This window comes from Vogesella sp. XCS3, assembly GCF_020616155.1.
In the GTDB taxonomy this organism is placed as follows: Bacteria; Pseudomonadota; Gammaproteobacteria; order Burkholderiales; family Chromobacteriaceae; genus Vogesella.
Map to the genome: position 1 here is coordinate 2903985 of NZ_CP085530.1, position 24931 is coordinate 2928915.

Annotated in this window: 23 protein-coding genes; 20 read left to right on the top strand and 3 right to left on the bottom strand. The window is 60.8% G+C overall.

Going from position 1 to position 24931, the window contains the following annotated elements; translation table 11 throughout:
- On the bottom strand, window positions 1-1254 hold the full coding sequence (locus LCH97_RS13875) for an ABC transporter substrate-binding protein (RefSeq protein ID WP_227302212.1): 1254 nt from the start codon (window positions 1252-1254) through the stop codon (window positions 1-3).
- Window positions 1255-1839: 585 nt separating this feature from the next.
- On the opposite strand from LCH97_RS13875, the gene LCH97_RS13880 reads away from it, so the two are divergent.
- The 3 genes from LCH97_RS13880 (at window position 1840) to LCH97_RS13890 (ending at window position 6370) form a co-directional block, all read left to right on the top strand.
- Entirely contained in the window at window positions 1840-3906 is a 2067-nt protein-coding gene (locus LCH97_RS13880; RefSeq protein ID WP_227302213.1) for a P-loop NTPase fold protein, read from the top strand.
- Between the two features lie 110 nt (window positions 3907-4016).
- On the top strand, window positions 4017-5723 hold the full coding sequence (locus tag LCH97_RS13885; RefSeq protein WP_227302214.1) for a proline--tRNA ligase: 1707 nt from the start codon (window positions 4017-4019) through the stop codon (window positions 5721-5723).
- Between the two features lie 8 nt (window positions 5724-5731).
- Window positions 5732-6370 carry a lytic transglycosylase domain-containing protein gene (locus LCH97_RS13890; protein WP_227302215.1) on the top strand — a complete coding sequence of 213 codons (639 nt, stop codon included), beginning with the start codon at window positions 5732-5734 and terminating at the stop codon, window positions 6368-6370.
- A gap of 70 nt (window positions 6371-6440) precedes the next feature.
- Here the strand turns inward: LCH97_RS13890 and LCH97_RS13895 are convergent, their stop codons facing one another.
- A complete protein-coding gene (locus LCH97_RS13895; protein ID WP_227302216.1) occupies window positions 6441-6956 on the bottom strand; it encodes an RDD family protein in 516 nt (171 codons plus the stop codon).
- Window positions 6957-7169: 213 nt separating this feature from the next.
- Here LCH97_RS13895 and ilvB point away from each other — a divergent pair, with 213 nt between their 5' ends.
- From ilvB to pssA, 4 genes are all read left to right on the top strand, one after another.
- A complete protein-coding gene (gene ilvB, locus LCH97_RS13900; RefSeq protein WP_227302217.1) occupies window positions 7170-8936 on the top strand; it encodes a biosynthetic-type acetolactate synthase large subunit in 1767 nt (588 codons plus the stop codon).
- 11 nt (window positions 8937-8947) lie between these two features.
- Complete coding sequence (gene ilvN, locus LCH97_RS13905; RefSeq protein WP_088966057.1) at window positions 8948-9439, top strand: acetolactate synthase small subunit; 492 nt, start codon at window positions 8948-8950, stop codon at window positions 9437-9439.
- Window positions 9440-9487: 48 nt separating this feature from the next.
- A complete protein-coding gene (ilvC, locus tag LCH97_RS13910) occupies window positions 9488-10504 on the top strand; it encodes a ketol-acid reductoisomerase (RefSeq protein ID WP_227302218.1) in 1017 nt (338 codons plus the stop codon).
- A 110-nt stretch (window positions 10505-10614) separates the two neighbouring features.
- On the top strand, window positions 10615-11370 hold the full coding sequence (pssA, locus tag LCH97_RS13915; RefSeq protein ID WP_227302219.1) for a CDP-diacylglycerol--serine O-phosphatidyltransferase: 756 nt from the start codon (window positions 10615-10617) through the stop codon (window positions 11368-11370).
- 39 nt (window positions 11371-11409) lie between these two features.
- Here the strand turns inward: pssA and LCH97_RS13920 are convergent, their stop codons facing one another.
- Window positions 11410-12294 (bottom strand): helix-turn-helix transcriptional regulator, encoded by an 885-nt coding sequence (locus LCH97_RS13920; protein WP_227302220.1) that lies wholly within the window; start codon window positions 12292-12294, stop codon window positions 11410-11412.
- A 137-nt stretch (window positions 12295-12431) separates the two neighbouring features.
- Here LCH97_RS13920 and LCH97_RS13925 point away from each other — a divergent pair, with 137 nt between their 5' ends.
- The 13 genes from LCH97_RS13925 (at window position 12432) to hisD (ending at window position 24903) form a co-directional block, all read left to right on the top strand.
- Entirely contained in the window at window positions 12432-13364 is a 933-nt protein-coding gene (locus LCH97_RS13925) for an alpha/beta hydrolase (protein WP_227302221.1), read from the top strand.
- Window positions 13365-13412: 48 nt separating this feature from the next.
- Complete coding sequence (locus LCH97_RS13930) at window positions 13413-15434, top strand: TonB-dependent receptor (RefSeq protein ID WP_227302222.1); 2022 nt, start codon at window positions 13413-13415, stop codon at window positions 15432-15434.
- 205 nt (window positions 15435-15639) lie between these two features.
- Window positions 15640-17430 carry a 2-isopropylmalate synthase gene (locus LCH97_RS13935; protein WP_227302223.1) on the top strand — a complete coding sequence of 597 codons (1791 nt, stop codon included), beginning with the start codon at window positions 15640-15642 and terminating at the stop codon, window positions 17428-17430.
- 239 nt (window positions 17431-17669) lie between these two features.
- A complete protein-coding gene (locus LCH97_RS13940; RefSeq protein ID WP_227302224.1) occupies window positions 17670-18161 on the top strand; it encodes a hypothetical protein in 492 nt (163 codons plus the stop codon).
- A gap of 103 nt (window positions 18162-18264) precedes the next feature.
- Window positions 18265-19035 carry a DUF2242 domain-containing protein gene (locus LCH97_RS13945; RefSeq protein ID WP_227302225.1) on the top strand — a complete coding sequence of 257 codons (771 nt, stop codon included), beginning with the start codon at window positions 18265-18267 and terminating at the stop codon, window positions 19033-19035.
- 120 nt (window positions 19036-19155) lie between these two features.
- Window positions 19156-19785 (top strand): dethiobiotin synthase, encoded by a 630-nt coding sequence (gene bioD / locus LCH97_RS13950; RefSeq protein ID WP_227302226.1) that lies wholly within the window; start codon window positions 19156-19158, stop codon window positions 19783-19785.
- Window positions 19786-19987: 202 nt separating this feature from the next.
- Window positions 19988-20500 carry a cytochrome c oxidase assembly protein gene (locus tag LCH97_RS13955; RefSeq protein ID WP_227302227.1) on the top strand — a complete coding sequence of 171 codons (513 nt, stop codon included), beginning with the start codon at window positions 19988-19990 and terminating at the stop codon, window positions 20498-20500.
- Window positions 20497-20640, top strand: a complete 144-nt coding sequence (locus LCH97_RS13960; protein WP_227302228.1) for a hypothetical protein — start codon at window positions 20497-20499, stop codon at window positions 20638-20640. Before LCH97_RS13955 ends, LCH97_RS13960 begins: the two co-directional genes overlap by 4 nt.
- Before the next feature lie 128 nt (window positions 20641-20768).
- Window positions 20769-21401 carry an SURF1 family cytochrome oxidase biogenesis protein gene (locus tag LCH97_RS13965; protein ID WP_227302229.1) on the top strand — a complete coding sequence of 211 codons (633 nt, stop codon included), beginning with the start codon at window positions 20769-20771 and terminating at the stop codon, window positions 21399-21401.
- Window positions 21402-21502: 101 nt separating this feature from the next.
- Window positions 21503-22087, top strand: coding sequence for an SCO family protein (locus LCH97_RS13970; protein ID WP_227302230.1), 585 nt, complete (start codon window positions 21503-21505; stop codon window positions 22085-22087).
- A gap of 47 nt (window positions 22088-22134) precedes the next feature.
- Entirely contained in the window at window positions 22135-22884 is a 750-nt protein-coding gene (locus LCH97_RS13975; protein WP_227302231.1) for a flagellar brake protein, read from the top strand.
- Between the two features lie 30 nt (window positions 22885-22914).
- Window positions 22915-23556 (top strand): ATP phosphoribosyltransferase, encoded by a 642-nt coding sequence (gene hisG / locus LCH97_RS13980; protein ID WP_017510284.1) that lies wholly within the window; start codon window positions 22915-22917, stop codon window positions 23554-23556.
- A gap of 54 nt (window positions 23557-23610) precedes the next feature.
- The gene (gene hisD, locus LCH97_RS13985; RefSeq protein WP_227302232.1) at window positions 23611-24903 is read left to right on the top strand and encodes a histidinol dehydrogenase; all 1293 of its coding nucleotides are present in this window, start codon (window positions 23611-23613) and stop codon (window positions 24901-24903) included.
- Window positions 24904-24931 lie beyond the last annotated feature (28 nt).

Consider the following 24931-nt stretch of genomic DNA (forward strand, 5'->3'; position numbering starts at 1 on the left):
TTACAGCTTGCTGTTCCAGAAAGCAGCGGCTTCATCCAGCGCGGCTTTCGGGTCTTTACGGCCGGTCACGGCTTGCTCTACTGCCGCAGCCAGCTTGTTGGACAGCACTTCCGGGTCTTTCACGCCAGACAGGAAGATGGTGCGGGTGCTATCCAGGCTGGAAGCCGCCACCGCTACCGCCTGCTCTACTGCGCCGCCAGGGGCAGCTACAGTCTGGAAGTGCGGGTCTTTGGCAGCCTTGCCGCTGGTCGGCAGGGTGCCGGCCAGTTTGGAGAACGCCAGCTGGTTGGCGTCGTTGGTCAGGTAGTTAGCGAACTTGCCCACTTCCGGCAGCAGCGCCTTGTCTACGTTCTTCGCCACGGCAAAGTTGAACATCCAGCCGCCGGAGGCAATGCCGGTCGGGCCGACCGGGGCAGCGGCCACGGCGGTGGATTTGTACAGCACCGGCGCTTCGTCACGGATGCGGGTCAGCGAGGTAGGGGTGGAAACCAGCATGGCCATCTTGCCGGCGTTGTAGGCCTGCATCTGCACCTGGAAGTTATCCTGGGCAAACAGGTTGTCTTTCAGCAGCGCGCCGGCCTTGTAGGCGTCGGCCAGCTTTTTCATCATGGCCACGTGTGCCGGGCTGTTGAACACCGCCTTGCCGCCTTTCACCACGTCCAGGCCGTTCTGGATCAGGAAGCCTTCAATCTTGGTGGGGCCCAGGGTCGGGGCAAAGCCGGCCACGCCGGTTTTGGCCTTGATCGCCTTGGAGAACGACAGCTGCTCGTCAAAGGTCTTCGGCGCGGCTTTCAGGCCGGCGCGGGCAAAGATGTCCTTGTTGTAGGCAATCACGTTGGCGCCGTTGTAGTGCGGGAAGGCGTAGGTTTTGCCTTCGAAGGTCACGTCAGCCAGCGCGCCTTTCACGAACTGCGCCTTGTTGATGATGCCGTCTACCGGCTGGATCAGGCCGTCCTGCTTGTAGTCATACGCCCAAGGCACGTTCAGGTTCACCAGTGCCGGCGGCTTGCCAGCGCCTACCGCGGCGGTGAATTTGGCCTGGATCACGTCCCACGGGTAGTCCGTCCACTTCACTTCCACGCCAGGGTTCTGCGCGTTGTACTTGCCCACCAGGTCTTTGAAGTAGCCGTCGAATTTTGGCGACAGGCTCATGGTCCACACTTCGATCACCGGCTTGTCGGCGGCAAAGGCGCTAAAAGAGGCAGTCAGGCCAACGGCCAGCAGCGTAGCGCTGGCAATAGATTTCAGTTTCATGCTCGGACTCTCGTTCGGGTTGTGTTGTGGTTGCGGCCGCCCTGCGTGTGTGACTCCTGGCGTCCCTTTGGCAGCACACGGCTACCTGTCTCTCGTTGGCAGCAGCACTTGGCGGTTGTTATAAGGCCTTGGTGCGGCGGCGAAGCCAATCTAATACCAGCGAAATACCAGAGCAATACCAATGTGAAACCTTTATCGAATGTTGCGGCGCAACTACATCAAAAATGCAACAGAAGCTTATTGGGATCGATACCAAACTGCTAAAAATCAGTAATTTGATAACGTGCGTTATTATTTTGCACATAACCATTTCAAAGCACTTTTAAGCCATCATTTCTCTTAATCGTGGTATGTCATGCTGATGTCGATAATGGCTAACACGTAATCAGCACCGTGCTGCACTGCCGCCAACAGGAGCCAGGCAGGTGGCCTGGATTGGTATGCTTGCTGGTGTGCTAGTGGTCTGGTGGTGGGTGCCTGGCGAGAGTTGGACGCAGGGCGGGTGGGGGTAGTTGGCAGCAGGGCGCGGCCAACCCTGCAACAGCCGCATGGCATACTGTGCGCCTGCCCCACAGGTAAAACGCCATGACCGATACCGCTATTGATTTGCCCCATTTGCTGACCGACGCCCCCGCTAGGACAGACTTGCTAGGCTTTAAGCCGCACGCTGAAAGGTTGGCCGCATTAATCCAGAAACAGATTCCGGACAAAGCCAGTTTTGTCATCGGTATTGAAGGCGAATGGGGCGAGGGCAAGTCCAGCTTCATTAACCTGCTGAAAGACGCGTTTCCTGCGGAGAAGACAGATGAGACGCGGCCAACCATTGTTGACTTCAACCCGTGGTGGTTTGAAGGCTCCGACCAGCTACTGCGGCACTTCTTCGATGAGTTATTGGGGCAGATCGACTGGACACGTGGTGACGGAGAGAAGCTGTTTGACAGCGTCAGCAAGCTGGCTGCCTTTGCCGGGCGGGTTGGCAAGCTGATGCAGCTGGCACCCGAGCCGATGTTGCAAACAGCGGGCAAAGTCGCCGAGGGGGTAGGGCAGGCTTTCGGTGGTGGTAGCAAGCCGGAGTCGTTCCGCAAGCTGCGAGATGCTGCCGCTGAGACGCTGGCCGTGCTCAGTTTCAAAACCATCGTCTTCATCGATGACCTCGATCGCCTGCCGGCGCGCGAGATTGTCGAGCTGTTCCGCGTCATCAAGGCGGTAGCCGACCTGCCCAATATCGTCTACGTCATCGCCTACGACCGCGCCATCGTGGCGTCGGCGCTGGATGAGGTACATAAGGGCAGGGGCGAGGCGTATCTGGAGAAAATCGTACAGCTGCCGTATCGTTTGCCGAAGCCGACTCTTAAAAAGTGGCATACCTATAATTTTGATACGCTCATTACGACCTTGCGTTTGCTACACGGTACGCCGAGTGACCAAGAAGCACAGGATTCTTTCCGAGTGATTTGCAGCGCCTTCCTGCAGTTGCCTCGCGACGCCAAACGTTTGCTGTCCAGCGTGCATGTTTATCAACTGATACCCGAGCAGATACGGATTGACCCGGTGGACTTTCTGTTTCTGGAAGCAATGCGGCTGAAAGACCGCCGCCTTTGGGAGCAATTGCTGTCAGCCATTTTGTCCATACGTGAGTTGATGCTGATGTCCACCGGTGGCAAGAATGATGATGCGCGTTTTACCAGTTGGCTGCAGGGCTATATGCCTGCGTTAGAAACTGCCAAGCCTGCAGTGAAAGACGCGATACAGCATTTTACTGGCTGGCCGGTCGGAAAGAATAAAGGCCTGAAAGAGCGAATGGTGACACCACAACGCCTGTCACGCCTTGTCAGCCGGGTGCAGATCCATCTGGGCTACCGTTCTTGGGACGAAGAGATCGATGTGCTGCTGAATATGATGAGGGCCTATAGGCAAGTGAAACCATCAGAGAACCAGTTCTCGAATGAGGCCATCGAACAGTTCTTACAGGCTGATACATTGCCAGAGTTGGCCGCAGCTTTGCCAAGCCAGGGGATGAAACCGACTTTCTTTTACGAAGTCATTGGCTTTCTGCAGCATCGCCTTAACCTTGCGTTTGACCCACTACAACATGCCACTTTGGTTGCTGAACTCCTGGAAGATGGGCCATTGGAAGAAACTGCTTTGCTGGGCTACCTACAGGATTTTTTGGCTTGTGTTTTCCTTGGTGAGATCAGATCCACCTTTGCAGAGCTGAATGACGAGGCCAAAGCAATGGTGACGGATTGGCTGGTCGGTAATACGGCAAAGAAAATGGCTTTGTTGATAGGCTTTAGTCAGCCAGGTGATTGGGATAACTTCAAAGCGTTAGCAGTGGAAAAATGTCTACAGATGAGTTTAATGGAGCTGCTGACCATCCCTAACCCGATGGTGACGGCGCAGGTACTGGACGTAATTGGTCGGGGCGAGCCCAGTAAAGTTGAGGTATGGGAGGCTGCTTTGCCAGAAGTATTGCCAGATGCTGCTGTACCTCGTTTGTCTTTATTGTTTACCAGCAATGGCAAAATGGTAATGACCAACAGTGCTTGGCTGTACAAATCCAAGCGCTTTGTGAATTTGGTTCGGCAGCTACCCACTAGCAGTCTGAGAGCCCCTGACTGGGACGCTTTCCTGCAAAAAGCCACCGTCTAAACTGCACCAAGGGGCGGTCGCTGGCCGGCCCGTTGCGGCCAACCTTCCCCCCGCCCGCTGCTACCCGCTACAATCAACCCCATTTCGCAGAATTTCCAAGGAACCCGCTCATGCGTGCCTCGCAGTTTTTCATCTCTACCCAGAAAGAAGCCCCCGCCGACGCGGATATCGTTAGCCAGAAGCTGATGCTGCGCGCCGGTTTTATCCGCAAGGTTGCCGCCGGTGTGTACAACTGGATGCCGATGGGCCTGCGCAGCCTGAAGAAGGTGGAAAACATCGTGCGCGAAGAGATGAACCGCGCGGGTGCCATCGAGCTGGTGATGCCTATCGTGCAGCCGGCCGGCCTGTGGCAGGAAACCGGCCGCTTCGACGGCATGGGCGCCGAGCTGCTGCGCTTTAAAGACCGCCACGACCGCGACTTCGTGATTCAGCCGACGTCCGAAGAAGTGATTACCGACATCGCCCGCGCCGAGCTGCGCAGCTACCGCGCGCTGCCGAAAAACTTCTACCAGATCCAGACCAAGTTCCGCGACGAGCGCCGCCCGCGCTTTGGCGTGATGCGTGGCCGCGAATTCACCATGAAGGATGCGTACTCGTTTGACCGCACCGCCGAAGACGCCGGCAAGAGCTACGACAATATGTTCGCCGCCTACTGCCGCATCTTCGACCGCCTGGGCCTGACCTACCGCGCCGTGGCGGCCGATACTGGCGCCATCGGTGGCGACCGTTCGCACGAGTTCCAGGTGATTGCCGAAACCGGCGAAGACGCCATCGTGTACTGCCCGGATAGCGACTACGCGGCCAACATCGAGCTGGCCGAAGCGCTGGCCCCGGCTGGCGAGCGCGCTGCGGCTGCTGCCGAGCTGGCCAAGGTGCATACGCCTGGCGTGAAGACCATTGCCGACCTGGTGAGCTTCCTGAATGTGGACATCACCCGCACCGTGAAGGCGGTGGTGGTGGAAGGCGAAGAGGGCGACGCGGTACTGATGCTGGTACGCGGCGACCACGAGCTGAATGAAGTGAAGGCCGAAAAAGTGGCCGGCATCAAGAAGCCGCTGACCATGGCCAGCCCGGCGCTGATCAAGGACGCGTTTGGTGCCAACCCTGGCTCGCTGGGCCCGGTAGGCTTCAAAGGCCGCGTGGTAGCCGACCGCACCGTGGCGCTGATGGCGGACTTCGTGATCGGTGCCAACGAAGATCACTACCACTACACCGGTGCCAACTTTGTGCGCGATTGCGCCGAGCCGGAAGTGGCCGACATCCGCAATGTGGTGGTGGGCGACCCGTCGCCGTGCGGCAAGGGCGTGCTGGCGATTCAGCGCGGTATCGAGGTGGGCCACGTGTTCTACCTGGGCACCAAGTACTCCCAGGCCATGAACGCTACCTTCCTGGACGAAGACGGCAAGCCGAAGCACTTCGAAATGGGCTGCTACGGTATCGGCGTCAGCCGCATTCTGGGCGCCGCCATCGAGCAGAACTTTGACGACAAGGGCATGATCTGGCCGGACGCCATCGCGCCGTTTGCCGTGGTGATCTGCCCGGTAGGCTACGATCGCTCGGAAGGCGTGAAAGCCGCCGCCGACGCACTGTACGCCGGCCTGCAGGCGCAGGGCGTGGACGTGATCATCGACGACCGTGGCGAGCGCCCTGGCGCGATGTTTGCCGACTGGGAGCTGATTGGCGCGCCGCACCGCGTGACCATTGGCGACCGTGGCCTGAAAGAAGGCAAGGTGGAATACCAGCATCGCCGCGATAGCGAATCTACCGCGGTAGCGCCGGACGCCATTCTGGCCCACGTACTGGCCAAGCTGGCCTGATTACGGCCATGACCCCGCTGCGCTTTGCCTTGCCCCTGCTGTTGGCCGCCCTGGTGGCGGTACCGGCGTGGGCGGGTGCGCAGCGCGAGGAGGCGCTGGCGGCCAACGTGGCCAGCGCCATGTCGCGCAGCATTGCCGATGTAAACGCGCCGCGGCTGGTGTTTGAAGACCCGCGCGAAGGCCCGTTGTGGCTGGCCGAGATGTCGCGCCGGCTGGAAAAACGCATTCCGGACCAGTGGACGCGCGAGCGCCTGCTGACGGCGATTCATTACGAAGCCACCCGCGCCGGGCTGGACCCGCAGATGGTGCTGGGGCTGATCCAGGTGGAAAGCGGCTTCAAGAAGTACGCCATTTCGCCGGTAGGCGCGCGCGGGCTGATGCAGGTGATGCCGTTCTGGGTGCGCAGCATCGGTGCCAGCGGGCATAACCTGTTCGACCTCACCACCAACCTGCGCTATGGCTGCACCATTTTGCGGCATTACCTGGATATCGAGCGCGGCAACCTGTTTCGTGCACTGGGCCGCTACAACGGCAGCCTGGGTCGCGCCGAGTACCCCAACCTGGTGGTAGGCGCGTGGAAAGCCAACTGGCAGTGGCAGCAGCCTGCTGGCCAGCTGCGTACGGGCTACCAGCCGGCCAGCCGCTAGTTGGCCGCAAGTGTTTGCGTGCCATAAAAAAACCGCCTTTGGGCGGTTTTTTTATTAGCGCTGTGCCGGTTCAGGCGCGTTCGCCTTTGGCAAGCAGGAAGATGCGCGTACCGGCCAGGCGGTCGTGCAGGAATTGCTTGTCGTTATCCATGAACACCCACAGCAAAGGCAGCAGCCACCACGCCAACGCCGCCCACGCAGCCAGTTTGGGCGAGCCCAGCGAGGGCAGCCAGGTAATGTAGGACAGCACCGGTACACCGACAAACAGCACCATGGCTACGCCAAAACGTACGCCGGCTTGCAGCCACGATAGCGGGCGGCCATCGGGCATGGCCACTTTCAGCCGCCAGGGTTTCATGGCCAGGGTTTGCCCGCTTTTGACCCAGCAATAGCCAAAGTAGCCAAACAGCACGCCCGCCACAAACAGGCGGTGCAGCCATTCCAGCAGCGGGGCGTGGTTGCCCATGGCCAGAATCGGCGTGAAGGCGGCAACAGCCACCAGCCACAGGGTGCCAACCAGCAGGGATTCATACATCAGGCTGGCCAGGCGGCGTGTCAGGCCGGGAAAGTCGGTAGAGCGGGTCATGATGATAGGGAAAAACTGGGGAACAGCCTTGCGGCCAACTCAGCATCTTACCAAAGCCCCCGTGTGCCGCCTACCCCCATAAAAGTGGCTGTTTTTGCTGGTTTTTGCCCTTTTTTTGCACCTGCACAAAAGCGCTTGACCGACTTTGGTGCTTCGGCTAAGTTCGTTCATCACGGGACAAAAAATTAATACCTGAATTAAGAAGAGGCAAAGATGCAGATATCGGGCGCGGAGATCCTGGTTCGCAGCTTGCAGGAAGAAGGAGTCGAATTCGTTTTCGGCTACCCCGGCGGCGCGGTCCTTGAGATATATGATGCTATTTTCCGGCAGCAGCAGTTCAAACACGTACTGGTGCGCCACGAACAGGCGGCGGTACACGCTGCTGACGCTTACTCGCGTTCCAGTAACAAGGTGGGTGTCGCCCTGGTGACATCCGGCCCTGGCGCGACCAATGCTGTCACCGGCATTGCGACGGCGTACATGGATTCCATCCCCATGGTGGTGATTTCGGGCCAGGTGTCCACACCGGCCATCGGCATGGATGCTTTCCAGGAAGTGGACATGGTGGGTATTACCCGCCCGTGCGTGAAGCACAACTTCCTGGTGAAAGACATCAACGAGCTGGCATCTACCATCAAGAAGGCGTTCTACATTGCCGCGTCCGGCCGCCCGGGCCCGGTGGTGGTAGACATCCCGAAAGACGTGACCCAGCGTCTGGCCGAGTTCCACTACCCGGAAAGCGTGAGCATCCGCTCCTACGTGCCGGTAACACGTGGCCACCCCGGCCAGATCAAAAAGGCTGTGAACCTGCTGGCCGAAGCCAAGCGCCCGTACATTTACGTGGGTGGCGGCGCGGTGCAGGGCAATGCCTCGGCCGAAGTCACCGAGCTGGTGAAAATGCTGGGTGTGCCATGTACCAACACCCTGATGGGCCTGGGTGCCTATCCGGGTCAGGATCAGCAGTTCCTGGGCATGCTGGGCATGCACGGCACCTACGAAGCCAATATGGCCATGCAGTACTGTGATGTGCTGATTGCCGTGGGCGCGCGTTTTGACGACCGCGTGATCAGCGTGCCGTCGCACTTCCTGTCGCAGCCGAAAAAGATCGTGCACATCGACGTAGACCCGTCTTCCATCGCCAAACGCGTGAAGGTAGACGTGCCTATCGTGGGCGATGTGAAACACGTGCTGCGCGACATGATCGACCTGTTCAAGCAAACCGGCCAGCAAGTGCCACAGCAGCATCTGGCCAACTGGTGGAAGCAGATCGAAGAATGGCGCAGCTACAACAGCCTGCTGTACACCCCGTCTACCGAGTTCATCAAGCCGCAGTACGTGGTGCAGAAGCTGTATGAAATTACCGGCGGCGATGCCATCATCACCTCCGACGTGGGCCAGCACCAGATGTGGGCTGCACAGTACTACCCGTTCAAGCGCCCGAAACAGTGGCTGAACTCCGGTGGCCTGGGCACCATGGGTTTTGGTCTGCCTGCCGCCATTGGCGCGCAGCTGGCCAACCCGGATGCACAAGTAGCGTGCATTACTGGTGAAGGCTCGATCCAGATGAACATCCAGGAGCTGTCTACTGCCAAGCAGTACCACACCCCGGTGAAGGTGATTGCGCTGAACAACCGCTACCTGGGCATGGTGCGCCAGTGGCAGGAGTTCTTCTACGGTACCCGCTACTCCGAGTCGTACATGGATGCGCTGCCGGACTTCGTGAAAATTGCCGAAGCCTACGGCCACGTGGGTATCAAGGTGGAAAACCCGGCCGACGTGGAACCGGTGCTGCGCGAAGCGTTCAGCCCGGCACTGAAAGAGCGCCTGGTATTCCTGGATTTCCGTACCGACCAGTCCGAAAACGTGTTCCCGATGATCCAGAACGGCAAAGGTCTGGACCAGATGGATCTGCCGCCGCACATGCGCGACCTGCAGATTGCCCCGTTCGAGAACAACCGTGACTACGGCAACATGTGTTAAGGCCTAGCAGCATGCGACATATTCTTTCTATTTTGCTGGAAAACGAAGCGGGCGCCCTGTCACGAGTAGTGGGACTTTTTTCCGCGCGCGCATACAATATCGATTCGCTGACCGTGTCGACTACCGAAGACCCGACACTGTCGCGCATGACCATCGTCACCCACGGGTCTGACGAAGTCATCGAGCAGATCACCAAGCAGCTCAACAAGCTGATCGAGGTGGTCAAGGTGATTGACCTCAACGAGTCCGACCATATCGAACGCGAGATGATGCTGATCAAGGTCCGTGCCACCGGCAAGGACCGTGAAGAGATGAAGCGCATGGCTGATATCTTCCGCGGCCGCATCATCGACGTGACGGAAAAGACCTACACCATCGAGCTCACTGGTACCAGCGAAAAGCTCAACGCCTTTATCGAGGCGATCGACCGTTCAGTGATCCTGGAAACGGTGCGTACCGGTGCATCCGGAATTGGTCGCGGCGAACGTATTCTGAAGATCTGATATCACCAGGGCGGCTACCCGCTGCCCGAGAACAACTAGGGACATAAAATGAAAGTTTTCTACGACAAAGACGCTGACCTCTCCATCATCAAAGGCAAGCAGGTCGCCATCATCGGTTACGGCTCGCAAGGCCACGCCCACGCCCAGAACCTGAAAGAATCCGGCGTGAACGTGATCGTCGGCCTGCGCAAAGATGGCGCATCGTGGAAAAAAGCTGAAGCAGCCGGTCACCAGGTAAAAGAAATTGCCGAAGCCGTGAAAGCGGCCGACGTGGTGATGATCCTGCTGCCGGACGAATCGCAGCCGGACGTGTACTACAAGGAAATCGCGGCCAACATCAAGCAGGGCGCGGCCCTGGCGTTTGCCCACGGTTTCAACGTGCACTACAACCAGATCGTACCGCGTGACGACCTGGACGTGATCATGGTTGCCCCGAAAGGCCCGGGCCACACCGTGCGTTCCGAGTACGTGAAGGGTGGTGGTGTACCAACCCTGATCGCCGTGTACCAGGACAAATCCGGTAAAGCCCGCGACATCGCCCTGTCCTATGCTGCAGCCAACGGCGGCACCAAAGGCGGCGTGATCGAAACCAACTTCCGTGAAGAAACCGAAACCGACCTGTTCGGCGAACAAGCCGTGCTGTGCGGCGGTGCCGTAGAGCTGGTAAAAGCCGGTTTCGAAACCCTGACCGAAGCCGGTTATGCCCCGGAAATGGCTTACTTCGAATGTCTGCACGAACTGAAACTGATCGTGGACCTGATGTACGAAGGCGGTATCGCCAACATGAACTACTCCATCTCCAATAACGCGGAGTATGGCGAGTACGTGACTGGCCCGGAAGTGGTGACCTCCGCCACCAAGGAAGCCATGAAAAAGGCCCTGTACCGCATCCAGTCCGGTGAATACGCCAAGATGTTCATCCTGGAAGGCAAGACCAACTACCCGAGCATGACCGCCCGCCGTCGCCTGAATGCCGATCACCCGATCGAAAAAGTGGGTGCCGAGCTGCGCGCCATGATGCCTTGGATCGCCAAGAACAAGCTGGTAGACCAGTCCAAGAACTAAGCCCTGCGGCATTGTTCTGACAAACCGGGCCCTGTGCCCGGTTTTTGCATTTCGGGCGTACAATGCGCGCTATCCGGCCATTGGCCCCACGAACACACTACGGGAAAACCATGCACGATCCTGTACCTGCCAAGCCCTCGCTGCGTCGCCAGGGTATTTATCTGCTGCCGAACTCGTTTACGCTGGCCGCGCTGTTTGCCGGCTTTTACGCCATTGTGCAGGCCATGAACCAGCGTTTCGAGCTGGCGGCCGTCGCGATTTTCATTGCCATGATTCTGGACGGCATGGACGGCCGCGTGGCGCGCATGACGCATAGCCAGAGCGCTTTCGGTGCCGAATTCGACAGCCTGTCGGACATGGTGAGCTTTGGCGTGGCGCCGGCGCTGGTGGCTTATGAGTGGCTGCTGAAAGACATGGGCAAGCTGGGCTGGATGGTGGCCTTCATCTATTGCGCCGGTGCGGCGCTGCGCCTGGCGCGCTTCAATACCATGGTCGGTACTGCCGACAAGCGCTGGTTTACCGGCCTGCCCAGCCCGGCAGCAGCGGCGCTGGTGGCGGGGCTGGTGTGGATTTGTCACGCCTACGGCTACCAGCAGTTGCCCGGCCTGCATTGGCTGGCGCTGGTATTTACCGCGTTTGCCGGTATCACCATGGTGACCAATGTGAAGTACTGGAGCTTCAAGGAGATCCACCTGCGTCGCCGCGTGCCATTCGTGATGCTGCTGGGGTTGGTGGTGGTGTTGCTGTTGCTGATGTCGGAGCCGCCGCTGGTGCTGTTCGGCTTCTTTGTGTGCTATGCGCTGTCGGGCTATGTGATGGCGCTGATGAACCTGGGGCGCAAGGCACCGCCGCCGCCGGTAAGCTAAGCAAAAAAACCGCCTTCGGGCGGTTTTTTCATGGTGGGCCTACCGCAGGCAGGCGCTGGGTGGCTGGCCGAAGCGGCGGCGGAAAGCGGTGGCAAAGTTGGCCGCAGAGCTGTAGCCCGCCCCCAGCGCTACGTCGGTAATGCTGCGCTGCCCGCTTAGCAGCATCTGGCGGGCGCTTTCCAGCCGCTGCCCGCGCAGGTAGTCCATGACGCTGCAGTCAAAGTGGCGGCGGAAGTGCCGTTGCAGGGTGCTGCTGCTCATGCACGCGGCTTCCGCTAGCTGGTGTAGGCTCCAGTTTTCGCCTTCGCCGCTGTCTATCAGCGCCTTTACCCGCTGCAGGCGGCGGTTCAGTTGCGGGGTAGCCGGGCGGTCTGGTGGCGGGCTACCTATTTCGGCCAATGCCTGCCCGAGTAGCAACATGCCCATGCCCTCGCGTTCGATGCGGGCTAATAGCGGGTTGGCCGCATGGTGTTGCACCATCTGCTGCGCCAGCCGCGTGAGCTGCGGGCTGGCGACCCACTGCATGGCGGCCAGGTGGCGGCTGGCCAGACGCGCCAGGGCCGACTGGCTACCGAGCTCGGGCAGGCCGTGTTGTTCCAGCCAGGGGTGATCCAGCGCCATACACACTTTCTGTTCTATGCCGGGTTGGCCGCAGTGGCGCTGGAACAGGGCGGGTTCGTTCAGGTTGACCAGCAGCACCTGTGCTTGTTGCTGCGGCTGCAGGCGGAAGTCGTGCTGGTCGAAGTTCAGCTTGATCGGGCCTTGCAGCGCCACGATCAGCCGTAGCCCGGCGGCGCTGGCATTGCTGTGGCTATGCGGGTTGGCGCGGCTGCGGTTGGCGCTGATCAGAAAGCCGGGGGTGGTGTGTTGTACCCAGGCGAAGTCGCTGGTGGTCGGGCGGGTGTCACCCTGCTGGCCCTGCATGCTGTTTCCTCCGTGTTCCCTCTGCGCGTCTTGCGCAAACAAGCTTGCCCGTATCGCAAAAGCAGCCAGACAGGCTATGCCGGATACTACCAGACTTCTTGCTAATAAGAATGATTATCAACAAGAGGGTGGTAACGATGTGTATCAAGCAGCGTGCTTTACGCCGCCTGGCCGGCGTACTGCTGTGCCTGAATCTCCTGCCGCTGGCCATGGCAGAGTCGGTGGTGCTGGATGGGGCTAGCCAGTTTGCGCTGCATTCGCGGCATACCGGGCGCGACTATCGCATTTATCTGTCGGTGCCAGCGGTGCCGCCACCAGCGGGGGGCTACCCGGTGCTGTATGCCCTGGATGGCGACGCCAGTTTTGCCCGCCTGCACCAAGCCAACCCGCGCGAGGCCAGCGTATTCGAGCGTTTGCGCCAGCACGGGCCGGTGGTGCCGCAGCCTGGCGTGGTGGTGGGCATAGGCTATGGCCGCCCGTTCAGCCAGACGATGGACTTGCGCGCCGAAGACTACACCCCGCCGCTGTCGTGCCAGGCTTGCGCGCTGTCTTCGCCGCGCCATGGCGGGGCGGACGCCTTTGCCCGCTTTATCAACGAAGAGCTCAAGCCGGAAGTGGCCCGCCGCCTGCCGCTGAACCCAGCGCGCCAGAGCCTGTTCGGCCACTCCTATGGCGGCCTGTTTACCGTGTACCAGCTGCTGCGCCAGCCGCAGAGCTTCCAGCATTTCTTTGCCATCAGCCCGTCGCTGTGGTTTGGCGACCGCGCGCTGTTGGCCACACCGGTGCCTGCGCTGCCGGTCGCGTCGCCACGCCTGCTGGTGCTGTGGGTAGGGCAGGACGAGCAGCCGGCCAGCTACGACCTGGCGGTAGAGCGCCAACGGCAGCAGCGCCTGCAGCAAAACCGCATGGTGAGCAATACCGCGGAGCTGCACGCCAGGCTATACGGCCAGCCTGGCCTGGTGAGCGATTACCGGGTGGTGCCTGGCCACGATCACGGCCAGATGCATGGCTACGCTATAGACCGTGCACTGGCCATCGCCTTTAGCCCCGCTTGGCAGCCAGGCCACTGATTTCATGTGATGGGGTGGCCTGTCACCCCGCTTATTTCGGGAAGAAAAATGAAACAACGCAAGCATTCCAGGGCCCGCCTTGCGGCCAACCCGCTGTACGCCATCCTGTTCGGTAGCGCCATGCTGCTACCGGCTGCCGTGCACGCTGCCGGTAGCGAGACGGTGCTGGACAAGGTAACGGTGACCGGCGAGAAAATGAACCGTAGCCTGGCCAAAACCACCACGGCGGTCAGCGTGCTGCAGGCCGAGAAGGTAGACACCGGCGAGGTCAGCTCGGTGAACGAGGTAGCCGCCCAGGTGCCCAATATGACCATCAACGCCGTGGGTGGCGTGAACATTCGCGGGGTAGAGGGCGCCGGCCCTGGCGTGGGCTTTTATTCCTTTGTGGGCGGTGGGCGTCCGCGCATCAGCACCAGCCTGGACGGTGTTGCCGACGTATGGACCGGCCAGCAGTATCTGGATAGCGACGTGTGGGACGTAAAGCAGGTGGAAGTGCTGCGCGGGCCGCAATCCACCACCCAGGGCCGTAACGCTTTGGGTGGCGCGGTACTGGTACAAACCAACGACCCTAGCTTCCAGCAGGAAGGCGCGCTGCGCCTGGGCTGGGAAGATACCGACGGCCGTGCCAACGTGGCCGGCATGTTGTCCGGTGCGCTGGTAGAAGACGAGCTGGCCTACCGCCTCACCGCCAATGCGGTGAAAGGGCACGGCTTCATCAACTACACCGGCGTGGCCGGCCAGGACCCGTCCGCGCTGCAGCGTAGCAATGTACGGGGCAAGCTGCTGTGGAAGCCCAAGTCGCTGCCACAGCTGCAAGCGCGGCTGACGGTAGCGCATCGCGACTACCAGGGCGAGTACCTGAACCTGATCAGCGCGCCAGATCTGGGTGCGTACACCTACAAGGCCAGTGCGGCGGCCAACGCCCGTATCCAGGATTCGCAGAACACCACCACCACGCTGGATACCGAGTACGACTTCCAGAACGGCGTGACCGGCCACCTGCAGTACAGCTATAGCGATAACCATATCGGCTTCGAGCAATACCCGTCGCGCATGAGCCTGGCGCTGGACGACCAGAACCACACGCTGGAAGGCAGGCTGGTATTCCAGCGCCCGCAAAGCGCACTGAGCGGCGTGCTGGGCCTGTACGCCTACCAGCGCGACCAGGATCTGTTTGCCAACCAGGGCAGCAGCCCGCTATTCCGGGGTACGGACAAAGTCACCACGCTGGCTGCCTATGCGGACGGCGAGCTGGCATTGAACGACAGCTGGTCGCTACTGGCCGGCCTGCGTGCAGAGCGCGAAACGCAGAACCGTGATGTGGTCTACAACCGCATGCCTATCAAGGGCGACATCGGCAAAACCCTGCTGCTGCCCAAGATCGGTATCAGCCACCAATGGTCGCCTGTTACCCAGATGAGTCTCACCGTGCGTCAGGGCTATAACCCGGGCGGGGTGTCGGTGGACGAGAAAAACGTGGTGTTCGAGTACGGCAGCGAAAAGGTGAATGCCTACGAATACGCGCTGAAAACCCGCCAGGGTGGCGTGCTGCTGGGGGCCAACCTGTTTTACAACGATTACACCGACTACCAGATGAGCTACGCCAGCCGCCTGCGTAACGTACCGCAAGCGCATACCACGGGCCTGGAGCTGAGCGCGGCGGCCAGCATTATCGGTGGCCTGGAGCTGAACGCCGGCCTGGGGCTGTTGCGTAGCAAAGTAGACAAGGCGCCCGTCGGCGCTGCCGGTGTTGCTGGCAAGGAGATGACCTACGCGCCGGACATCACCGCCACGCTGGGCGTCAAAAAGCAGTGGGGTAGCTGGAGCGCTGCGGCCAACCTGCAGCACTTGGGCGAGTACTACACCGATACCGCCAATACCAGCACCACCATGGGTGGCGATTACAACTTGCTCAACCTCAACCTGGCCTACGCCATGAACGACGAGACCACGGTGCGTGCCTATGTGAAAAATGCGCTGAACGAAGACATCATGCTGGGCAAGCGTACTACCGGCTTTTATGTTGGTGCGCCGCGCACGGTGGGCATGAACGTGGATTACCGCTTCTAGCTCTGGTATTTGCAGTTAGCGGCAAGGCCCCCGCCCAGGCGGGGGCCTTGTTTTTTGTTCTTTGGCTGTAAATATTCTACAATATGTCCAATAAAATGCATTGGACACTATTTTGCAACACAGCGTTGGGCGATTTTGTGCAGTGCATTTGACAGATTGTCGTCAGATTTGTATCGTAAACCCATAACAAGACAGGAGTGGCAGCATGCAATTGGACATTGAACGTCTAATCGAGGATTTTGGTGGCCCCGGTACGCTCGCGGAAGCGTTGACGGCGGCCTTTCCCGATGAGCCGGTGTCCCGTGCTGCCATCTACAAATGGCGCGAGCGCGGCACTTTGCCGCTGGCACAGCTGAACAAGCTGGCCAAACTCGCTGCCGACCAGGGCAAGCGTTTCGATTTCAACGACTATCTGGCCGGGGCACAACCCGCGGCACAATGGAGATCACCAGACATGGGCGACCGTCTTTACATTTTCGATACCACCCTGCGTGACGGCGAGCAATCGCCAGGCGCGGCCATGACCAAAGAAGAAAAAGTACGTATCGCCCGCCAGCTGGAGCGCCTGGGTGTGGACGTGATCGAAGCCGGTTTTGCCGCCGCCAGCCCGGGTGACGCCGACGCTATCCGCGCCATCGCCGAAGTCATCAAGGAATCCACCGTCTGTAGCCTGGCGCGTGCCAACGAGCGCGACATCCGCGCCGCCGGCGAAGCCATCGCCCCGGCACCGAGAAAGCGCATCCACACCTTCATCGCCACCAGCCCTATCCATATGGAGAAGAAGCTGCGCATGACGCCGGATGAAGTGGTGGAAGCCGCGATCAAAGCCGTAAAACTGGCCCGCGAGTACACCGATGACGTGGAATTCTCGGCCGAAGACGCGCTGCGCTCCGACATCGACTTCCTCGCCCGCATCTTCGGCGAAGTGATCAAAGCCGGTGCCACCACGCTGAACGTGCCGGACACCGTGGGCTACGCGGTGCCAAAAGTCACCGAAGCTTTCTTCCGCGAGCTGATCGCCAAGACCCCGGGCGGCGACAAGGTCATCTGGTCTGCCCACTGCCATAACGACCTGGGCATGGCGGTCGCCAACAGCCTGGCGGCGGTACTGGGCGGTGCCCGCCAGGTGGAATGTACCATCAACGGCCTGGGCGAGCGTGCCGGTAATGCCGCGATGGAAGAAATCGTGATGGCGGTGAAAACCCGCAAAGACGTGTTCGGCGTGGAAACCCGCGTGGATGCCACCCAGATCGTACCGGGCTCCAAGCTGGTGTCCACCATTACCGGCTACCCGGTGCAGCCGAACAAGGCCATTGTGGGTGCCAACGCCTTTGCCCACGAGTCCGGCATCCATCAGGATGGCGTGCTGAAGCACCGCGAGACCTACGAAATCATGTCGGCCGAATCGGTAGGCTGGACCGCCAACCGCCTGACGCTGGGCAAACTGTCCGGTCGCAACGCCTTCCGTACCAAACTGCAGGCGCTGGGCATCGTGCTGGAAAGCGAAGAAGCACTGAACGCCGCTTTTGCCCGCTTTAAAGAGCTGGCCGACAAGAAGCGCGAGATTTTCGACGAAGATTTGCACGCCCTGGTGTCCGACCAGCTGGTGGCGGCCGAACAGGAAGACTACAAGTTCGTGTCGCTGAAAGTGGCCACCGAAACCGGCGAAGAGCCGCAGGCACACATCGTGTTTGTGGAGCGCGGCAACGAGCACCGCGCCGAGTCCGGTGGGTCCGGCCCCGTGGATGCTGCCTTCAAGGCCATCGAAAGCGTGGTGAAAAGCGAAGCCGAGCTGGAGCTGTACTCGGTGAACGCCATCACCAAGGGCACCGAATCGCAGGGTGAAGTGACCGTGCGCCTGGCCAAGGATGGCCGCATCGTTAACGGTCAGGGTGCCGATACCGACATTATCGTGGCCAGCGCCAAGGCGTACCTGGCTGCACTGAACAAGCTGTCCAGCAAGACCGAGCGCGTACACGCGCAAGGCCCGGTGTAACAGCAAAGCGCGCGCACGCGTTGCGGCAGGTCACCCTACCGGGCCAGGTTGGCCGCAGCGCGAAAGATCAAAGGCTCACAAGGCCGCCCCATTTGGCCCTTGCCCTCACCACGGCAGGCGCTGACAGCCGACCCACGAGGTCGGCCTTGTCGCGTCTGCCGTTTTGTTTTCTGTTCTGTGGTCGTGCGATGATCTTGGGCTGGCGTGCAGGAGGATGAGATGGGATGGGATGGGATGGGATGGGTTTCCTGATTTGGCTTTTAGTGTTGTTGACCTTGCCGATCATTGTCATTGCACTGCCCTTTGTGTATTGCAACGTGCTGGATAGGACAGTAGAACAAATCGCACCCGATTTACGGTCGCTGCCGCGTTATGCGGTGTGGCTGCTGGTGGTGCCCGTTGTCGGTTGGCTGTGTTTGGCTTGGGCTGCCCCTGTGTTAGTACGTTCGTTGCGTGATGAGTGGCTGGCGCGCGCTTTATGGCACGAAGGGCGTTTCCCGATAGAGGATTTGCCGCGACGTATCGCCATCAGTTATGTGCTTGCGCTGGGGTTAGCCGTGGCATTGTTGATGGCCGGCGTGGTGGTGGCGTGTGAGTGGCACCACCATGAAAGCCTGGTGATGAAGATCACGCTGGTTTTACTGGCGGTGCAAGGTTTTGATGTCTGGCAGCATGGGCAAGATCTGCGACTTGTTGCCGCCGAGTGTGGTGACTGGATCACTGGTGCTTGATGTATGTCGAATGCGCACTTTTTTTAAGCAGTGTCTAATGAATCAGTTTATTGATTCATGGTATGTTGAACATATATCCAAAACTATATGGTTCAAGCAAAGCATGAGCGCATTCGCACGAGTCGTTGTTCTGGGCAGCCTGGCGCTGCTGGCGGCCTGTTCTGGCACCAAGTACGCTTATCAAAAAGAAGCGTTTGATACCAAAGGCCCGTTTGACCGGCATTTCAATGCCCCGAAAGCTGTGGTGTACCAGGCCATGAAACGTGTGGCGCTGCGCCAGGGTTTTGCCGTGGAAAAAGACGCGGAAGCCAGTAACGCGCTGGTGGTGTCCAAGCAGTATCAGCAAGATAACCTGAATACCCTGCTGACCATTTCCGGCATCGTGACCGGTGCGGGCAACACGTCTGATGCGTGGATTGCCGCGCAAGAGGTGACGCTGAAGAGCCACGAAACCAAGCAGACGACGTCGGTCGGTTTCCTGAGCTTGTCCATTCCCATTCCTACCGGCACGACTGCCACGCTCACCAAAGAGCGCGGCGAGACGGTAGTCGACCCGGTGTTCTACGAACGCATGTTTGCCTCCATCGAGCGCGAAGTGCCGAACGTGCGCGCCCAGCTGGAAAGCCAGAAGCTGGAAGACGATGCCCGTCTGCGCAGCGAAATCGAGCAGAAGCTGCGTATCGAAATGGAAATCAAGGCGCGACTGGAAGCCGAACGTGTGGCCAAGCTGGAGGCAGAGCAGCAGGCCAAGCTGCAGAAGCAGGCCGCCGATGCAGCTGCGGCCAACGCTGCCCCGGCGCCAGCCAGTGTGCCAGTGGTGGTGCCAGGCAGCAGCCCGGCTGTACCGGCTGCAGCGCCAGTTAGCGGCAGCTAAGCCGGCCGGGGCGGCACGCGCCCGCCCGGATCACCAGGCCGCCGTATTCCGGCGGCCTTTGTGCTTTGGTTTTGTCCGCCAGCCGCTTATAGTGCCGCTACTTTGAATCAAGGAGTTGCCATGGGTCAGGCATTTTTCATTACCGGGACCGATACCGAAATCGGCAAGACGCACAGCGCGGTCAAGCTGACACAACACTACCAGGCACAGGGCCTGCGCGTGCTGGCGATGAAACCGGTAGCCAGTGGCTGCGAAGTGCTGCCGGACGGCAGCTGGCACAATGACGACGTGGCGCGGCTATGCGCGGCCACCGGCCAGACCGATACCGCGCTGATGAACCCGTACCGTTTTTTGCCGCCGGTATCGCCGCATATCGCCGCCCGTCAGGCCGGGGTCACGGTGTCGCTGGACGTGCTGGCCGACCATGCCCAACGGTTGGCCGCAGATTGCGATGTGCTGCTGGTGGAAGGGGCGGGGGGCTGGATGGCGCCACTGCGTGACGATTGTCTGATGCAAGACCTGGCGCGCCACCTTGGCCTGCCGGTAATACTGGTGGTAGGCATGCGGCTGGGCTGCATCAACCACGCGCTGCTGACGGCGCAAGCCATCCGTGCCGCTGGCTGCGAGCTGGCGGGCTGGGTGGCGAACCGGGTGGTGCCGAATCAGCCGGCTTTCGAGGACAATCTGGCCACGCTGGTGCAGCATCTGGGTGAGCCCATGCTGCTGCTGCCGTATGAGGGCACCCGCTAGATTGCTGCGCTGCAGTATCGAGTGTGCTTGTTTTTATACTGCAAGCAGCTAAGCTGCTTGCAGAACAGCATGCCGTACAAGTGCTGTCGCCCGGGTTCTCCGGCCAACACGAGACTTGGGGGCGTCTGCCCCCGGCAGGCAGTAGGGGGCAGACGCCTCCTACCATCCTGCTTCATGCACCTTGCTTCTCCCCGGGTTCGCCATGTCAGACCGCCGTCCGTCTACCCCTTCGTTTATTGTCCTGCTGCTTAAAGTGCTGCTGATACTGTGCGTGCTGGGCATGTTGGCCGCAGGTTTTTCGCCGCTCTATCAGGCATTCATGCGCCTCACCGGTTTGGGGGGGGCTGCCCATGCACAGGCCGTGCCGGCTAGCCAGCTGGTATGGCTGCGCATAGATGAAAGTACCCCTGGCCAGCCTTGGCAGGTGCGCCCGCTGCAGGGGGCGCAGCAGGTAAAACCGGGGCAGTTTGTGCAGCTGATGGTGGAGGTGCGCAATAACCAGCCGCATTTTGCGGCCATGCAGGCCTTGCCGGTCTATCAGCCGGCCGCAGCTGCCGCGTATGTGCAAAAGCTCGAATGTTTTTGCTTCGCGCAGCAGCTGTTCTCGCCAGGCCAGGTGCGCCGCTTTCCGGTAGTGGTGGTCATCGACAAGCAGCTACCGGCTACGCTGCGCCAGATAAGCCTGGCGTATCAGATACAGGACAGGCCGGCATGAAACGCCGCTCACCCCGTCGCACCTTGCTGGCAGGCTACCGGCCGCGCTGGCGGCTGGCCGATTGGGTGGTGGTGGCCATTGTGCTGGGTGCCGTGCTGCTGATGTTTCTGTTTTTGCTAGGCCACTACTGGCAGGCCTGATGGCAGTTTGTCCGGCCAGCTTGGCTGGTGTTCTATCGCTTTGACCACTAAGGTAAGAGCGTCTTTCCCATTCCTTGGCGCCGCCTATGTCCTTGCTCTCTGCCCTGCGTACCCCTTGCTGGCGATGTGTGTTGCGTTGCCTGGCGCTGCTGGCGCTGGCTTGGGCGTTGTGGCAGTGGCAGCAGGGGGGGCAGGCGGTGCAGCTGCAGGAGGCATTTGCCCGTGCGGCCAACCTGCCGCCGCAAGCCTTGGCCGAGGTGGCGCAAGATGCGGTGCCACAGGGGCAGCGTGTCTGGCTGGCGGTGCGCGATAGCGCGGCCAGTGTGCGTATTGCTAATGCCAGGCTGCAAGGCCGCGAGGGTGTGCGCCAGTGGCAGGCCGTGCAGCTGGCGGATGGTAGCTGGGTGGTGATCGACCGCGGCTGGCTGGCCAGGCCGGCCGGTGTATTGCTGTTGCCCTTGCCTACCGGGCGGCTGCTGGGCCGCTGGGTGCCGCTGCCGCCCGATCTGGTGGCACCGCCGGCCAAGCTGGGGCTCAGCGGCGAGGTAGATGGGCTGGACTGGCCGGCGTTGGCACGGCAGCTGCCAGGCCCCTTGCGCCAGGGCTTGGTGGTGCTCGACCCGGCACTGCGCCCCCATATCAGCTGGCCGGTCAGCGCGGCGGCTGACCCGGCCAGGCATTATCGGCAAGCAAGGATGGCATTGTTGCTGGGCTTGCTGCTGTTATTGTGCTCGCGTCTGTTGCCCCGCCGTCCTGCTTGATCTGTCTGCTTGCGGCCGCGCCTTGCCAGGCCTATGCTGCTGGCCGTCCCCCGCTGCGATCAGCCGGGTCGAATCAACGCTATCTTCCTGGTGAGTTACGTATGAAATCGTTTGGCAAACTCTTGGCCGCGGCCACGCTGGCCATGACTTTACTGGCCTGTACCCCTGCAGAAACACTATCGTTCAAGGGCACGGATATCAGTACGGCCGATTTCGGCAAGCCGTTTACCCTGACGGGGCAGGATGGCAAGCCGCATAATCTGGCTGACTATCAGGGCAAGGCGGTAGCGCTGTTTTTTGGCTATACCCATTGCCCGGATATTTGCCCTACCACCATGCTGGAGTATCAGCAGGTGATGAAGCTGCTCGGCAAGGATGGCGACCGTGTGCAGGTGTTGTTTGTCAGCATCGACCCGCAGCGCGATACGCCGCAGGTACTGGCCGGTTATGTACCATTTTTCGATAAGCGCTTCATGGGGCTGACCGGTAGCGCGGCGCAAGTGCAGGCGGTGGCCAGCCAGTACAAGATCGTGGCGCAGCGGCAGCCGCGCCAGGACGGTGGCTACACCATGGACCACAGTGCCGGCAGCTATTTGTTTGACACTAAAGGCCAGCTGCGTGTGTATGTGCCTTACGGCACCCCGTCTGCGGATATCGCGCATGATTTGCAGCAATTGTTGCGCTAGACTTGGGTGTCATTTTTAGCCAGTAGCTGGCAGCGGATAAGCAGATTGTGACTGAAGAAAAACATAGCGGCAGCGAGCCTGCAGACCTGTCCCGGTTTACCCTGTCTAGCCGGGCCGAGATCGTGCAACATCTGCGCACCATTATCGACCAGCGCCAGAACGTAACGGTGTTTTCCAACAAGGGTAAGTCTTTCATCATTACCCGGCTGCTGGATATCGACCCCGAGCGCGGCGTGATGGTGCTGGACTGGGGGGCGAAAGAGCACGAAAACCGCATGTTGCTGCAAAGCGAGCGCAATGTGTTCGTTAGCGCCCCGTCCGGGGTGAAAACCCAGTTTGCCACCGGCGAAGTCCGCGAAATCAGCTTTGAAGGTGCCCCTGCGTTCGAGGCGCCGCTGCCGGCGCAGGTTATCCGCCTGCAGCGCCGCGATTTCTTCCGTATCCATACGCCGGTAGCGCAGCCGGTGCTGTGCCGGCTGCCGGATCACCCCGACGGTGAGAAGCTTATTCCGCTGTTTGATATCAGCCTGGGTGGTATGGCGCTGACGCTGACCCCGGCGCAGGCCGGCTGGCTGAGCGAGGGCATGGTGTTGCGCCAGGCGGTGATCGAGCTTAAACCTTTCGGGGTGCTGCAAGTAGGTGTGGAAGTGCGCCATATCATGCGGCTGCAGCTGAAAAATGGCATGGAAATGCTGCGCGCGGGCTGTTTGTTCCAAGGTATGAATACCCCGCGCGAAACGCTGGTGCAGCGCTACATCGCGCAGCTTGAGCGGGAGCGCCGTGCTCTGGTACGCTGAGGCCAACCTATTGCAACGCAGCACGCCATCATGACCCTGACCATTGCCCTGTCCAAGGGCCGTATTTTTGAAGAAACCTTGCCGTTGCTGGCTGCCGCCGGCATCGTGCCGGCCGAAGCGCCGGAATCTTCCCGCAAACTCATCATCGGTACCAACCGCCCCGACGTGAAGCTGGTGATCGTGCGCGCCTCCGACGTGCCCACCTACGTGCAGTACGGCGCCGCCGACCTGGGTATTGCCGGCCGCGACGTGCTGATCGAGCACGGTGGTGCCGGCCTGTACCAGCCACTGGACCTGAATATTGCCAAGTGCAAGATGATGGTGGCGGTAGAAAACGGCTTTGACTACGAGGCCGCCGTCAAGCACGGCGCCCGCCTGAAAGTGGCCACCAAATACCCGCAGATCGCGCGTGAGCACTTTGCCGCCAAAGGCGTACACGTGGACATCATCAAACTGTACGGCTCCATGGAGCTGGCGCCGCTGGTGGGCCTGGCCGACGCCATCGTCGACTTGGTGTCTACCGGTGGCACGCTGAAGGCCAACAATCTGGTGGCCGTCGAGCACATCATCGATATCAGCTCGCGTCTGGTGGTGAACCAGGCGGCGCTGAAACTCAAGTACGACACTATCCAGCCGGTGCTGGATGCCTTCGCTGGCGCCGTCCAGCCGTAACTGTCCCCGCTGCGGCCAACCTTGTGGTGGGTCGTGGCCCCCGGAGCCGCACGCATGCAACGCCTGTCTTCTACCCAAGCCGACTTCGACGCCCGCCTGAAAGCCCTGCTGGCGTTCGAAACCGCTCAGGACCCCGCCGTCGATACCGCTGTCGCCGCCATCTGCGAGGACGTCAAAGCCCGCGGTGACGCCGCCGTCGTGGAGTACACCAACCGCTTCGACCGCATGAGCGCCGCCAGCATGGCCGAGCTCACCCTCAGCCGCGACGCGCTGCAAGCCGCGCACGACCGCCTGCCGGGCCATGTGCGTGACGCGCTGGTCGCTGCCGCCGAGCGCGTGCGCCGCTATCACGAAAAGCAGCTGGCGCACTCCTGGAGCTACGAGGACGAAGACGGCACGCTGCTGGGCCAGCAAGTTACCCCGCTGGACCGCGTGGGTATCTACGTACCCGGCGGCAAGGCAGCCTATCCCAGCTCGGTGCTGATGAACGCCATGCCGGCCAAGGTGGCGGGGGTGGGCGAGATCATCATGGTGGTGCCCACGCCGAACGGCGAGCAGAACGACCTGGTGTTGGCCGCAGCCTACATCGCGGGCGTGGACAAGGTGTTTACCTGTGGCGGTGCCCAGGCGGTAGCCGCGCTGGCCTACGGTACCCAGACCGTACCGCAGGTCGACAAGATCACCGGCCCGGGCAATGCCTACGTAGCCGCCGCCAAGCGCCGCGTGTTCGGTGTGGTGGGTATCGACATGGTGGCCGGCCCGTCCGAGATTCTGGTGATTTGCGATGGCGACACCGACCCGGACTGGATCGCCATGGACCTGTTCAGCCAGGCCGAGCACGACGAAATTGCCCAGGCCATTCTGCTGTGCCCGTCGGCGGAGTACATCGCCCGCGTGGAAGCCAGCATCGCCAAGCTGCTGCCGGCCATGCCGCGCCGCGCCATCATCGAGCAGAGCCTGGCCAACCGTGGCGCGCTGATCCAGGTGCGCGACCTGGCCGAAGCCTGCGAGATCTCGAATTACATTGCGCCCGAGCACCTGGAGCTGTCGGTGGCCGAGCCGGACGCGTGGCTGCCCAGCTTGCGCCACGCCGGTGCCATCTTCATGGGCCGCTTCACTTCGGAAAGCCTGGGCGATTACTGCGCCGGCCCCAATCACGTGCTGCCTACCAGCCGCACCGCACGTTTTGCCAGCCCACTGGGCGTGTACGACTTCCAGAAACGCAGCAGCCTGATCCGTGTGTCGCACGCCGGGGCGCAAAAGCTGGGCAAGATCGCCAGCATCCTAGCGCATGGCGAGGGCCTGACCGCACACGCCCGTGCGGCAGAATTACGCCTGGATGAATGAAAATTTAACGAAACTGGCCTAGGCTCCA

What these genes read in the sequence shown, in the direction of transcription:
- LCH97_RS13960 (WP_227302228.1), top strand. Translation starts at nt 20,497, where the DNA reads ATGAAACGCCGCTCACCCCGTCGCACCTTGCTGGCAGGCTACCGGCCG.
- bioD (WP_227302226.1), top strand. Translation starts at nt 19,156, where the DNA reads ATGGGTCAGGCATTTTTCATTACCGGGACCGATACCGAAATCGGCAAG.
- ilvB (WP_227302217.1), top strand. Translation starts at nt 7,170, where the DNA reads ATGCAGATATCGGGCGCGGAGATCCTGGTTCGCAGCTTGCAGGAAGAA.
- LCH97_RS13885 (WP_227302214.1), top strand. Translation starts at nt 4,017, where the DNA reads ATGCGTGCCTCGCAGTTTTTCATCTCTACCCAGAAAGAAGCCCCCGCC.
- ilvN (WP_088966057.1), top strand. Translation starts at nt 8,948, where the DNA reads ATGCGACATATTCTTTCTATTTTGCTGGAAAACGAAGCGGGCGCCCTG.
- LCH97_RS13930 (WP_227302222.1), top strand. Translation starts at nt 13,413, where the DNA reads ATGAAACAACGCAAGCATTCCAGGGCCCGCCTTGCGGCCAACCCGCTG.
- LCH97_RS13880 (WP_227302213.1), top strand. Translation starts at nt 1,840, where the DNA reads ATGACCGATACCGCTATTGATTTGCCCCATTTGCTGACCGACGCCCCC.
- LCH97_RS13970 (WP_227302230.1), top strand. Translation starts at nt 21,503, where the DNA reads ATGAAATCGTTTGGCAAACTCTTGGCCGCGGCCACGCTGGCCATGACT.
- LCH97_RS13935 (WP_227302223.1), top strand. Translation starts at nt 15,640, where the DNA reads ATGCAATTGGACATTGAACGTCTAATCGAGGATTTTGGTGGCCCCGGT.
- LCH97_RS13955 (WP_227302227.1), top strand. Translation starts at nt 19,988, where the DNA reads ATGTCAGACCGCCGTCCGTCTACCCCTTCGTTTATTGTCCTGCTGCTT.
- hisG (WP_017510284.1), top strand. Translation starts at nt 22,915, where the DNA reads ATGACCCTGACCATTGCCCTGTCCAAGGGCCGTATTTTTGAAGAAACC.
- ilvC (WP_227302218.1), top strand. Translation starts at nt 9,488, where the DNA reads ATGAAAGTTTTCTACGACAAAGACGCTGACCTCTCCATCATCAAAGGC.
- pssA (WP_227302219.1), top strand. Translation starts at nt 10,615, where the DNA reads ATGCACGATCCTGTACCTGCCAAGCCCTCGCTGCGTCGCCAGGGTATT.
- LCH97_RS13895 (WP_227302216.1), bottom strand. Translation starts at nt 6,956, where the DNA reads ATGACCCGCTCTACCGACTTTCCCGGCCTGACACGCCGCCTGGCCAGC.
- LCH97_RS13925 (WP_227302221.1), top strand. Translation starts at nt 12,432, where the DNA reads ATGTGTATCAAGCAGCGTGCTTTACGCCGCCTGGCCGGCGTACTGCTG.
- LCH97_RS13940 (WP_227302224.1), top strand. Translation starts at nt 17,670, where the DNA reads ATGGGTTTCCTGATTTGGCTTTTAGTGTTGTTGACCTTGCCGATCATT.
- LCH97_RS13875 (WP_227302212.1), bottom strand. Translation starts at nt 1,254, where the DNA reads ATGAAACTGAAATCTATTGCCAGCGCTACGCTGCTGGCCGTTGGCCTG.
- hisD (WP_227302232.1), top strand. Translation starts at nt 23,611, where the DNA reads ATGCAACGCCTGTCTTCTACCCAAGCCGACTTCGACGCCCGCCTGAAA.
- LCH97_RS13920 (WP_227302220.1), bottom strand. Translation starts at nt 12,294, where the DNA reads ATGCAGGGCCAGCAGGGTGACACCCGCCCGACCACCAGCGACTTCGCC.
- LCH97_RS13945 (WP_227302225.1), top strand. Translation starts at nt 18,265, where the DNA reads ATGAGCGCATTCGCACGAGTCGTTGTTCTGGGCAGCCTGGCGCTGCTG.
- LCH97_RS13890 (WP_227302215.1), top strand. Translation starts at nt 5,732, where the DNA reads ATGACCCCGCTGCGCTTTGCCTTGCCCCTGCTGTTGGCCGCCCTGGTG.